The organism is Psychroflexus sp. MBR-150 (assembly GCF_053628795.1).
Genome location: NZ_JBRJHB010000033.1, coordinates 1 through 12,927, shown reverse-complemented (window position 1 = coordinate 12,927; position 12,927 = coordinate 1). Strand labels below are relative to the sequence as shown.

Annotated in this window: 7 protein-coding genes and 1 CRISPR repeat array; of the genes, 5 read left to right on the top strand and 2 right to left on the bottom strand. The window is 33.2% G+C overall.

Features of this window, described 5'->3' with window-relative positions; translation table 11 throughout:
- Window positions 1-348: 348 nt before the first annotated feature.
- Entirely contained in the window at window positions 349-963 is a 615-nt protein-coding gene (locus ACSSV5_RS11885; RefSeq protein WP_454246039.1) for a thioredoxin family protein, read from the bottom strand.
- Between the two features lie 433 nt (window positions 964-1,396).
- On the bottom strand, window positions 1,397-1,747 hold the full coding sequence (locus ACSSV5_RS11880; RefSeq protein ID WP_211064960.1) for a toxin-antitoxin system YwqK family antitoxin: 351 nt from the start codon (window positions 1,745-1,747) through the stop codon (window positions 1,397-1,399).
- Between the two features lie 417 nt (window positions 1,748-2,164).
- Here ACSSV5_RS11880 and ACSSV5_RS11875 point away from each other — a divergent pair, with 417 nt between their 5' ends.
- The 5 genes from ACSSV5_RS11875 (at window position 2,165) to ACSSV5_RS11855 (ending at window position 12,810) form a co-directional block, all read left to right on the top strand.
- Window positions 2,165-2,650, top strand: a complete 486-nt coding sequence (locus ACSSV5_RS11875; RefSeq protein ID WP_454246038.1) for an HIRAN domain-containing protein — start codon at window positions 2,165-2,167, stop codon at window positions 2,648-2,650.
- Between the two features lie 20 nt (window positions 2,651-2,670).
- Window positions 2,671-8,055 (top strand): type II CRISPR RNA-guided endonuclease Cas9, encoded by a 5,385-nt coding sequence (gene cas9 / locus ACSSV5_RS11870; protein ID WP_454246037.1) that lies wholly within the window; start codon window positions 2,671-2,673, stop codon window positions 8,053-8,055.
- A 2-nt stretch (window positions 8,056-8,057) separates the two neighbouring features.
- Window positions 8,058-8,954, top strand: a complete 897-nt coding sequence (cas1, locus tag ACSSV5_RS11865) for a type II CRISPR-associated endonuclease Cas1 (protein WP_454246036.1) — start codon at window positions 8,058-8,060, stop codon at window positions 8,952-8,954.
- Window positions 8,955-9,166: 212 nt separating this feature from the next.
- The gene (cas2, locus tag ACSSV5_RS11860; protein ID WP_454246040.1) at window positions 9,167-9,472 is read left to right on the top strand and encodes a CRISPR-associated endonuclease Cas2; all 306 of its coding nucleotides are present in this window, start codon (window positions 9,167-9,169) and stop codon (window positions 9,470-9,472) included.
- A 106-nt stretch (window positions 9,473-9,578) separates the two neighbouring features.
- Window positions 9,579-12,165: direct repeats of the CRISPR family, unit length 47 nt; unit sequence GCTGTAAATCATCACGTAAAAATACAAATCTGAAAGCAATTCACAAC.
- A 417-nt stretch (window positions 12,166-12,582) separates the two neighbouring features.
- The gene (locus tag ACSSV5_RS11855) at window positions 12,583-12,810 is read left to right on the top strand and encodes a hypothetical protein (protein WP_454246035.1); all 228 of its coding nucleotides are present in this window, start codon (window positions 12,583-12,585) and stop codon (window positions 12,808-12,810) included.
- Window positions 12,811-12,927 lie beyond the last annotated feature (117 nt).

Sequence of the window (12,927 nt, the reverse complement as noted above, 5' to 3'; positions counted from 1 at the left end):
TCTCAAATAGATTGTCTATCTCAAGCTTGATTTTGATATTTCCAAAACTTCGGAATCAGGCTTTACTCCAAAAATCACTTAATTTGATGGCTTTAGGTGTAAACTATTGATACTAAAAATAGAACTGGCACTAAATTAACGTGAGTTTGATTTATTGAAAGTTGTAAATCAGATGATTACATCTTTTTGTAAGCAAATTTTGTCATTTCGAACGAAGAATGAGGAGAAATTTCATCCACCTGAGATGTCTCGTCGCTCATGCTTCAATCTATCGACAAGACAAATGATTAAGTATCTGTATTTTATATGAATATATTTTATTGGAATTTATATCAAACTGGCACTAAATTATATAGACTCTAATTGGGCTTTGATGTCTTTAACAATGCCTTGGCCTTTGTCTTTGTTATACCATTTTTGCAAGTTTTCTTTAAGCTCATCTGTGAGTTGACCGTGTTTGTCTTTATAGGCTTTAACCATTTCAGTAGCTTCGGTAGGTCTTGGACCCCAAGTAAATAAGACGTTGTTCTCATCGTCAAGTGCGATAAGTTTAGGAATGGATTTGCCACCGTTGGTTAAGAATTCTTGCATTAGCTCATCATTGTCGTCTCTTAGCACAACTTTAAGATCAATATGAGGTGAAGCTTCAGCAATAGCATTGATAATAGGTAAAGCATGTGCAGCATCGCCACACCAACTTTCAGCAAGGACTAAAAAGGTGATAGGTTTTGATTGATTTTTAAAAAAAACCATGTCGTTTTCAGAGAGTTTAAAGGATTTATCCCAACGTTTTATGCGTTTTATCGACAATTTGGAATAATTGAGCATATCTTCATTTTGGGTATGTCCAGTAGATTGACCTTTGTTGATTAAGTTGCTGACTAAAGTTTTAAAGCCTTCATAAGACAGGCTGTTTTTTAGAGCGTTTTGAATTGTGGTTTTCAAATCTGTGATGGTGTTCATATATAAAATGTTTTAAAGTTTATGTTTATGTTCGAAATAATACAAAACTACTTACTCAAATTTGATAGATAAATGATATCGGTCATCAAAAATAGTGATAAACACCGATTATGGGATAGAGTATAAGCAGTCAATATTTTTGAATGCTTGATGTTTAAGAAATGTTTTGTGAGGGAATTAGGTCGGTCAAATCAGTTTTCGATACGATTTTTAGTGGTTTAAAAACACTGCCAATGGCGTCATGGTTTGATTTAAAATTCGTGATACTGTTATGTTTAAGTTCGAGCGAAGTCGATAAATACACACATCTCGACTTTGCTGGATGCTCATTTTAAAACGTTAATTAATATTAAACTCTAATTATTCAATAGGCAATAAAAAACCCGCATCATTAGACACGGGTTAATTTAGAATAAATTTGAAATAGTGATTGCTATTTTTCACTTGCAAAAATGGTTTCGTTTTTATAAGTCGTGACATTAGCAATGTCGTTGTTATTATAATCTACTTCTACCAATTTGTCTTTTTGCCAAAAGAACCATTTACCGGTTTTGTTTCCTTTATGATAATAGGCGACTGCATTTTTTTTGCCGTCTCTATCATAGGCAATCCACTGACCGTGAAGTTTACCATTTTTATAAGTGCCTTCTTGTTGAATCACTCCGTTGTCATAGTAAAAGATACCTTTTACTAAATCGCCTTTTTTGAAATATTCTACATTGCTTTCTTGTGCAAATAACATTCCACCAAAAAGGCAGGCTACAATAATCATCATTGTTCTCATCGTCTTGTCATTTAATGTTATGGGACAAAGATACAATATATTTACGTATAATTTACTATTACGTAACATTAATTTTACATTAAAACTGTAAAACACTGATATATATCATATTACGAATGTGAATTAATTAACATTAAAGTTAACATTATGGTGGTTTTTAGTCGGTAGTCGGTAGCGGGTAGTTTTTTGACTTTCTTTAAAAAGCGTTGTGTTAATTGGATAAAAACTGATTTAACAACTATAAAGTTGCAGGTGTTAATTTTTTTAACTTATTTTATGGAATAAAAATTTATTCTAAAATTTAGAATAAGAAAAAAGTGATTATACACGAGGTATAACCACTTTAAATGTTTTCACAACGGAATAATCCTTATTGTGAATTGCTTCAGAATTGTAATCCAAATATAGTAAAAATAAATGAAAAGAAAAGAATTTTTAAAATTGGCAAGTGTAGCGAGTGGCTCTTTTATGATTAATGGTTTAGAAAACAAGGATTTACTGTATAAACTAAATGAAATTATAATTTATGATAATTATATTAGAGGATCAAAACATTACATAGAAGCTATCAGAAAATCAAACTTGAATAAAAACAGTGAAATAAATCTACGACGCGAATCAGACAATATCCACGATAGATTTGCCATAGCTATATGCTGTAATGAACATAAAATAGGATATATACCTGCTTTTGAAAATATAGTTATAGCCAATATGATAGATAATGGTGTTCAACTTAAGGCTCATATCAGCAAATTAAACATGGAGGAATTAGAGCGATATAATGAAGCATTTTTGGCTGTAAAAATTACAACAAAACTCTTGGTAAAACAAGATCATATTTTTAAAACAGATTTGACACAACGCAGTGCTGATGAAGCTATGGATATATATAGAAGTTAAATTTAATAATAAATACAGTTATGAAAAAGATTTTAGGATTGGATTTGGGGACAAACTCTATTGGATGGGCGCTGGTTGAAATTGACCACGACAAAGGAATTGTAAAAATTATGGGATTAGGTTCTCGAATTTTACCAATGGACGCAGGTGAAATCAAAGACTTTGAGAGTAGTGGAAAAATAAAAAGTACCGCAGCTCAACGAACTGAAAAAAGAGGTCCGAGACGTTTGAATGAACGCTATTTATTAAGGAGAGATAGATTACATTTGATTCTTGATTTGCTTGATGCACTGCCTAAACATTATAAAATTGAAATTAATTTCAAGACCAAAAAAGGTGAAAAATGTGGACAATTTAAAAAGAATACAGAACCTAAATTAGCCTACTTACCTAAACCAAAAGGGAAAAAAGCAGAATTTCTATTTATGGATTCTTACAATGAAATGATTGATGACATTGGATGTAAAGGAGTGAAAAACAAAAAGGGCAATCGCATACCTTTTGATTGGACTTTGTATTATTTACGCCAAAAAGCCCTTTCTGAAGAAATTAGTTTGGAGGAATTGGCTTGGGTGTTGTTGAGTTATAATCAAAAACGAGGTTATGAAAAAACAGAAGTTGAAGATATATCAACAAAAGAAAATGAAATAATTGAAGAATTAGATTTACGAGTCAATGAAGTAATTTCTAAAGTTGATGCAAAAGGTAAACAGTATTATGAAATTTATTTAGATGGTAATGACAAATTTGTTTACAATGAATATTCGGATATTCAAATGACGTTTAAAGATGACTTAAAGGAACTAATTAAAACCTCAAAAGTTGATAGACAAGGAAATATTGATGATAAGAAAACGGAGTTTACTGTTGTTGATATATATCCTTTGGAAATTAAGAATGTTCATTATGAAAAAGTTGATGGGAAACATAAATATACTTTGAAATATCACAATGGCTGGGAAGAAATTAAACCTCATAAGAAGAATTATACTTTCAAATATAAAAATGCACTTAACAAGTCCTACGACTATATTGTAGAAACAGTTTATGATAATAATGGAGAGCTTAAAACTCAGCAAGGAAAAGAGAGAAAACTAAGAGAACCGGATTTAAGTGATAATTCAAGTGATTGGACTTTACTGAAAAAGAAAACAGAAAAGGAAGCATTGGCTTTTAATTTTGAAAAAGGCTACATAAATGAAGATACTAAAGAACCGAAGAAATATATTAGTACAAGAATCTACGGTATTCTAAAACAAGATGCCAAAACTGGCAATCGTACAAAAATTATTGGAGGAATGTTTCAGGTGGTGGACAGAGACTTTTATCGAGAGGAACTCAACCAAATTATTGCTACCCAAAGGAAATTCCATAAAAATTTAGAAGACAAAAAAGTCTTTGAACAATGCGTGAACACTCTGTATCCGAAAAATAAAAATCATCAAGAAGCTTTGCTAAAGAACAAAAACGCTATTCAACATTTGTTGGTAGAAGATATTTTACTATACCAAAGACCTTTAAAAAGCAAGAAGTCAGAAATTGCCAACTGTAAATATGAGATACGCTATTGGAAAAAGATTGAAGATAAAAACGGCATTCCTATTGAAGAAGTTGACATAGAAACAGGAGAATTAAAAGTGAAAACAGAGCCTATTTATAGGAAAGTGATTTCTGCTTCCCATCCCTATTTTCAGGAATTCAGAATTTGGGACAAACTGCACAATTTACGACTTATTCAGCTTGAAAAGGAAATAGATGGAAAGAAATTGACTAACCAGGACGTTACGAAAGAGTACTTCAAAAGTGAAAAAGACTACCAAGATATTTTTGAGTATTTAAACAATCGTAAATCTTTAAGTCAAGATCAATTTCTTGCTTATTGTAAAAAGAAGTATAAAATTGATTACAAGAAAAAAGATAGCAATTATACTTGGAATTTTCCCGAAGATGAAGAACTAAAAGGTAACGAAACCCGAGTAAGTTTTGCCACTCGTTTTAATAGAAGAGGGTTTAAAGAATATAATGATTTTCTTACACTGGAAAAAGAAAAGGAACTTTGGCATTACCTGTATTCCGTTAATTATAAAGAGAGAAAAGAAAATAATAGCAAAAGCATTAAAACGTTTTTTGATCGCTTTTTAGAAGATAGTGGAATTACAGATGATATCAAAGAAAAAATTATTGAAGATTTTACCAACTACCCAAAGTTCGCATCAAGGTTTTGTGCTTATTCTGAAAAGGCATTGAAAAAACTATTGCCGTTAATTCGATTGAGTGAACCAAAAGTAACAGATCGATGGTCAACGGAGCAATGGTATTTAATTTGGAAAGAAAAACTTGCTAAACGGAAAGAAGAAATACTCCGAAAGCTAAAAGAAATTGATTTTAATGCAGAAAATATTGACTACAACAAAGTGGTCAATACAAATGTCGATTTACAAAAAGGAGAGATTCCCTTTCCAAAAGGATTGTTCAACACGTTTAAGAGTTTTGAAAAGTTAGAAGACTTTATAAAACTTAATCTGACTCAAGCTTCTTATTTGGTTTACGGTCGTCATTCGGAATTGGCACAAGCCAAATATTGGACATCACCTAATGACATTAGAAAGCAACTACATCAAGAATTAAAACAACATTCTTTAAACAATCCAGTTGCCGAAAAAGTATTGTTGGAAATGATGCAGGTTGTCGCAGATATTTGGGATTATTATGGGGAAAAGGAAGAGGGTTCTGATAGTCCTAAAAAATTGTTTGACCGTATTCATTTGGAAGTAGGTAGGGAATTAAAAAAATCCGCCAAAGAAAAAGAATCTGAATCCAAAAGAATGTCTGGAAATCGTGCTCAAAACAAACGAATCCGCCAGGTGTTGGAAGATTTTTTGTCACAAAATCCATACAATGCCAATCCTAAAAACTCAGACCATTTTGAACGATTAAAAATCATAGAAGAGGGGGCGGAATACATAAAAAACACCGATAAAGAGTTCTTTAATAACAAGTCCTATAACAAAAAAGACATTGAAGACATTCTCAAAAAGACGAACATTACCAAAGCAGATTTTGAGAAATATAAACTTTGGATTGAGCAAGGGTATAAATCGCCCTATACCAATTTAATGATAAAACTTACCGATTTATTTGACGGTAACAAATACAATATTGACCACATTTTTCCGCAAGCTTCTGTTACCAATAATTCGTTAAGCAATAAGGTTGTTTGTGAAAGAGAAGTCAATAAATTAAAGAGCGACCAAACCGGACGGAATTTTATAAACAATCCGAAACAGCGAGAAATTTATTGTGTTGCCCACAGTAGAAAAGTTTCAGTAGTTAATGATGACACCTACGTGGGAATTGTAAAAACACAATTTTCAGGCACAAAAAGATATATACTTCTTTCCAAAGATATTCCGAAAGGATTTACCAGTAGTCAGATGAACAATGCCCGACACATTGCCCGAAAAGCAATGGAGTTATTAAGTCATATTGTGAGAGAGCCAAGAGAAGTAGAGTTCCGATCTAAAAATGTTCTTCCTGTAACTGGAAGAGTAACCACCCTATTAAAACGAGCTTGGAAATTGAATGAAGTATGGACTGAATTAGTTTCACCTAGATATATTCGATTAAATAAATTAACCCAATCCAATTTATTTGGAGAATGGCAGGTTTCTAAAAACGGACAAAAATATTTTGATTGTAATCTTGACGAAAGTATTCGTGAAAAGGATGAATCTTACGACATCAAACGAATTGATCACCGCCATCATGCTTTAGATGCCTTGGTTGTGGCTTTGTGTACAGAAGAACACGTGAATTATATCAATAACATCAATGCCAACGCCAACGCCAAATCAGGAGATTACGGAAAACAAAAGCGCATTGAAAAATACCGTCAAACCTTAAAACGGAAAATCAAGTTCACGAAAAAAGATGACGAACAAGATGAAAACAATTGGTATTATATGTTGCCGGGAGAAATCCGTCAAACAGGAGCCGAAAATTCCCGTAGGGATTCTGTTTTAGAAAAGGCATACTTGTATAAAGAGTTCGATTCGTTTGGACAAGATTATAAAAAAATGGTTTTGACCGCACTGCAAGATACTATTGTAACGTTCAAGCAAAATCTTCGGGTAATCAACAAAACTGTAAACAGATATAACAATACACCTAATAAAAATAAGTTTGAAAAGCAGAATACAGATAATGGACAGCAGCAAAATTGGTCAATCCGAAGAAGTTTGGGAAAGGACACATTTTACGGAAAGAAGAATATAAATGGAGAGGAAAAAATAGTAATACGAAAAGATTTAGACACATCATTTAATCGTGATAAAATCAAAACCATTACTGATATGGGTATTCAGAAAATCCTATTCAACCATTTAAAACAGTATGATACGGTTGAACTGCCGTTTGAAGAAGCGTTTGTCTATTTTGATGCTCTTTTAGAAAGGCAAGAATTTGAGGCAATTATAAATGATGATGAAAATGAATTTCAATCTGTTGAAGACTTAATTGAACATTTAAAAGAGAATAAAAACAAATACGACAAAACTGATTATTCAAAACTTAATGTCTTTGTAGAGAAGGTTGCTGAAAGAGATTTCAGAAATGAAAACGAAATAAAAGAACATTCCGAAATAGCTTTTACCCCGGAGGAAATTGAAGAAATGAATAAATCTGAAAATCTTCAAAAACTCAACGGAGGCAAAAACCACGCTCCGATACGAAAAGTCAGAATTTCGCGAGGTTTTGGAAATCAAAGAGCATTAAACGAAGAGGATAAAGAATCTGTAAAGTCAAAACAATATGTCGTAAACGACGCAGGTTCCAATCTTTATCTCGGCTTTTATGAACGAGTTTATCAAGATGACAATGGGAATGAAGTAAGAGATAGGAAGTTTAAGGATATTGGTTTAATGGAGTTAATTGAGACTTTGAAGCAGGATAAAGCCAAACGATTAAACCCATTACCCGATAAAATTTATGATGATAAATTAAACGAATACAATTGGAAATTTACTCTCTCACCGTTGGACTTAGTTTATGTGCCAACAGATGAAGAGGTTGAAACTCCTGAGAAAGTTGATTTTAATAATTTGCCAAAGGAGCAAACGGAAAGAATTTATAAGTATGTTGATGGCAGTGAAGATATAGCCAACTTTGTTCCTTATGCTGTTTCAAAGCCTATCTGGAGATTTCACGGAAAGAAGAACAAAGAAATTTTTAAAGAATTAACTGAGAGTAATAATATAGATATTTCAGAAAAAGAACTTATTCAAAATGAATTTGGCTTAGGTAGCCAACAAAATAAAAATCAAAATATGCTTGATGGTCAAACTCAAGTAAAGAAAATTTGTTGGAAACTCAAAGTAGACAGATTAGGTAATATTTCAAAAGCGTAAAAATGATAAAACGCACCCTTTTCTTTAGCAATCCCGCCTACCTCAGTACTCAAAATGAACAACTGGTGGTCAATTTTCCTGAAGAGGATAAAAGTGCTAAACATGTTCCCATTGAAGATTTAGGCTATGTGGTTTTAGAGCATCCGCAAATCACATTAACCAATGGACTGATGATGAAATTGGTGCAAAATAAAACTGCTGTGATTACTTGTGATAAGCAACATTTGCCTTGTTCAATTTTACAGCCTTTGGTTGGGCATACTCAACAAACTGAACGCATCAAACATCAGTTGGACGCCAGCATACCTTTAAAAAAGCAGTTATGGCAACAAAGCATTAAAGCTAAAATCATCAACCAAGCCAAGCATCTGAAGTTAAGACAAAAGAATGCCTTAAAGCTTGAACGTTGGGCAACACATGTCAAAAGTGGTGATGCCGAAAATCACGAAGCCATTGCAGCAGCCTACTATTTTCAGCATATTTTTAACCTCAATGAGTTTAGCCGAAATCAAAAAGGTATGCCACCCAATAATTTATTGAATTACGGTTACGCTATATTAAGAGCTGTGGCGGCAAGAGCTATAGTAAGTAGTGGTATGTTACCATCTGTAGGGATTTTTCATCACAATAAATATAATGCCTTTGCTTTAGCTGACGATGTGATGGAAACTTATCGCCCTTTTGTTGACATTTTGGTTTATGATTTAGTAGAAACAGGAGCGTGTTTAGATGAACTCAATAAAGTTATAAAAAGTGAATTGTTAAGAATACCCGCTATGGACGTGATGATAGATGGCAAAAACAGCCCATTGATGGTAGCTATGAGCAGAACCACGCAAAGCTTATACGATTGCTTTGAAGGTTCTAAACGGAAATTGTTGTTACCAGACTTGGTGTGAAAAGACGGTGTCTTAATACGATTCAATAAAGCGAATCACTCAAAAGGGGCTATGTTATACCAATTTGACTTAATAATGCCATTAATAATGTGCTACAGGTATAATGCCGACGTATATTTTAAGGAGTATTTGTGCGACATTTAGAATAAAATTCGGTTAAATATAAAACATTGAAAGAAAACAACTTTTCAAGATTAAATCAATATCGTTGTATGTGGGTGCTTGTATTTTTTGATTTGCCAACCGAAACCAAACGAGAACGCTCAGCTGCAACTCGATTTAGAAAATCATTATTAGATGACGGTTTTGCGATGTTTCAATTTTCTATTTATACAAGATTTTGTGCCAGTCGTGAAAATGCTGCTGTGCATATCAAACGCACTAAAAACAATTTACCTAAAAAAGGAAAAGTCGCCGTGATGCAAATTACGGACAAACAATTTGGAATGATTGAATTGTTTCACGGCAAAAAAGAGATAGAACCCGAGCCACCAGACCAGCAATTGGAGCTATTTTAAAATAAAATTTTAAAAGGATTGTATTGTAAAGTATCGTTAGTTGTCTGTTTTTTTAATTCTAAAATCAGATATAAAAAACAGCATACCAGTTGATTATAACAGGTATGCTGTAAATCATCACGTAAAAATACAAATCTGAAAGCAATTCACAACCTCCACAAATATAGGTATATACCTAATACGGCTGTAAATCATCACGTAAAAATACAAATCTGAAAGCAATTCACAACTTGTTGAATATAATGGCGTAGGAAGACCATGCTGTAAATCATCACGTAAAAATACAAATCTGAAAGCAATTCACAACCGAGCTATGATGTTGTAAGCAGTGATATTTGCTGTAAATCATCACGTAAAAATACAAATCTGAAAGCAATTCACAACTGGGAGGGTAGTTCACTGCTCTTTCATGCTGCTGTAAATCATCACGTAAAAATACAAATCTGAAAGCAATTCACAACAGACATTAGACAAAGGAATAATAAAAATCAGCTGTAAATCATCACGTAAAAATACAAATCTGAAAGCAATTCACAACGGGTTGATATGCTCTAATGCTGATATAGAGCTGTAAATCATCACGTAAAAATACAAATCTGAAAGCAATTCACAACTATTTAGCAACTTCGTTATATTCTTCAATAGCTGTAAATCATCACGTAAAAATACAAATCTGAAAGCAATTCACAACTAGTATTACGTATAGCGTGAGTTATGTTTTGCTGTAAATCATCACGTAAAAATACAAATCTGAAAGCAATTCACAACTAGTGGTATTGACTTCTTTAAGTTTGGCAAGCTGTAAATCATCACGTAAAAATACAAATCTGAAAGCAATTCACAACCTGTATTTGACGACACTACTGGCGAAGTGCGCTGTAAATCATCACGTAAAAATACAAATCTGAAAGCAATTCACAACACACCAATAAAAAGCTACGCACCGAAAAACGCTGTAAATCATCACGTAAAAATACAAATCTGAAAGCAATTCACAACTATTGAATGTTTACAAGATTAGCACTTGATGCTGTAAATCATCACGTAAAAATACAAATCTGAAAGCAATTCACAACGAAGGTCGTTTCAAATCGCCAAAAACATCAGCTGTAAATCATCACGTAAAAATACAAATCTGAAAGCAATTCACAACACCTTATTATTTTTAATTTGAACGTTTTTAGCTGTAAATCATCACGTAAAAATACAAATCTGAAAGCAATTCACAACAGGAGTAAGGCTTATTGTTACTTTTTTTGTGCTGTAAATCATCACGTAAAAATACAAATCTGAAAGCAATTCACAACTTAAGCTCATAAATTCGTCCGTCGGCATCAGCTGTAAATCATCACGTAAAAATACAAATCTGAAAGCAATTCACAACAAGTCAATAGAATATTCGATGCTATACAGGGCTGTAAATCATCACGTAAAAATACAAATCTGAAAGCAATTCACAACGGTTTTGTTTGAGTGAAAACATTTTCATCAGCTGTAAATCATCACGTAAAAATACAAATCTGAAAGCAATTCACAACGCAATACCGTTTTGGTCGGCGTTCATAATTGCTGTAAATCATCACGTAAAAATACAAATCTGAAAGCAATTCACAACAAGAAGCTGTTTTCCTTTTTCAATAGCTTCGCTGTAAATCATCACGTAAAAATACAAATCTGAAAGCAATTCACAACAAGTGGTCTTATTACCCTGCGCATTGTTTGGCTGTAAATCATCACGTAAAAATACAAATCTGAAAGCAATTCACAACTTAAGCTCATAAATTCGTCCGTCGGCATCAGCTGTAAATCATCACGTAAAAATACAAATCTGAAAGCAATTCACAACAGATGCTAAATCTGGAATTAAAAAAGTCGAGCTGTAAATCATCACGTAAAAATACAAATCTGAAAGCAATTCACAACCAAATTTCGTGCGCTCTTTCGTAAATCCAGCTGTAAATCATCACGTAAAAATACAAATCTGAAAGCAATTCACAACGCAGTAACAGCAGACAGTGCAAAGGCTTGAGCTGTAAATCATTACGTAAAAATACAAATCTGAAAGCAATTCACAACTGCTTTAAAGTCGCACCAGACATACAACAAGCTGTAAATCATTACGTAAAAATACAAATCTGAAAGCAATTCACAACTTATTAACAATATTCTATCGTTACCTTCAAGCTGTAAATCATTACGTAAAAATACAAATCTGAAAGCAATTCACAACGAATAAATATATTAACTCCATTAGATAACTGCTGTAAATCATTACGTAAAAATACAAATCTGAAAGCAATTCACAACTATAGAACGTGAGCAAGACGGAAAACTTTTGCTGTAAATCATTACGTAAAAATACAAATCTGAAAGCAATTCACAACATACTCTCTTTTTATATACACACGTTTTTTGCTGTAAATCATCACGTAAAAATACAAATCTGAAAGCAATTCACAACGCAACAGCAGTTAATAAAACACTCATATCTGCTGTAAATCATCACGTAAAAATACAAATCTGAAAGCAATTCACAACAGGCTTTGCATCTAAGCAAGGCAAACCGCGTGCTGTAAATCATCACGTAAAAATACAAATCTGAAAGCAATTCACAACGTAGAGGTGGAAAATATCACAACCCCGGTTGCTGTAAATCATCATGTAAAAATACAAATCTGAAAGCAATTCACAACAGGCAAAGACTTCGGATTTTATACCTATTTGCTGTAAATCATTACGTAAATCCCGAAACTTCGGGACTGAAAGCAATTCACAACTGACTACACTCTGGCATGCATTCTGTCATAGCTGTAAATCATTACGTAAATCCCGAAACTTCGGGACTGAAAGCAATTCACAACATGGGGTTGAAATAGAAAGCCCACCAGCACGCTGTAAATCATTACGTAAATCCCGAAACTTCGGGACTGAAAGCAATTCACAACCATTAAGATGTGATCATGTACACCACGAGAAGCGCAAAGCCATAGTGCTTATAGAAGGTGAGCGCATAGTACAAAAGCTCATCACCTGCAGAAGCTGTTGTAATCGTGAACCCTCACCAGACAGAGAGATGTTAGCCACCCCATTAACCCTTAAAACCTTTACCGATGGCCATTAAAATCAAAAACAACAAAGTCGTCATCACCTTAGAAGACGAAGGAAACGATGCCATAGACGCTTTACGGCTTAAACGCCAAGCAGTTTATGACGCTATTATACAGCACAACCGCCGTGACTATATCCAAAGCGATGAAATGTATTACGGCCTTGTAGAGTTTCTACGAGAAACCGAGCCAGACGAGAAGCAGTATAGGCAGATGCTAAGTCTGCACTAATTTGCTAATAATTAAAACTAAACATTAGTGTCCGATAAAATATTTTAAAGTGGGATTTCCAATACAGGATTTCCCACTTTTTTATATCTTCATCTTTCGCAAAAAAAAAGAGATATG

Excerpts from the sequence above, each read along its gene's own strand:
- ACSSV5_RS11885 (WP_454246039.1), bottom strand. The coding sequence starts at position 963 with ATGAACACCATCACAGATTTGAAAACCACAATTCAAAACGCTCTAAAA.
- ACSSV5_RS11880 (WP_211064960.1), bottom strand. The coding sequence starts at position 1,747 with ATGAGAACAATGATGATTATTGTAGCCTGCCTTTTTGGTGGAATGTTA.
- ACSSV5_RS11875 (WP_454246038.1), top strand. The coding sequence starts at position 2,165 with ATGAAAAGAAAAGAATTTTTAAAATTGGCAAGTGTAGCGAGTGGCTCT.
- cas9 (WP_454246037.1), top strand. The coding sequence starts at position 2,671 with ATGAAAAAGATTTTAGGATTGGATTTGGGGACAAACTCTATTGGATGG.
- cas1 (WP_454246036.1), top strand. The coding sequence starts at position 8,058 with ATGATAAAACGCACCCTTTTCTTTAGCAATCCCGCCTACCTCAGTACT.
- cas2 (WP_454246040.1), top strand. The coding sequence starts at position 9,167 with ATGTGGGTGCTTGTATTTTTTGATTTGCCAACCGAAACCAAACGAGAA.
- ACSSV5_RS11855 (WP_454246035.1), top strand. The coding sequence starts at position 12,583 with ATGGCCATTAAAATCAAAAACAACAAAGTCGTCATCACCTTAGAAGAC.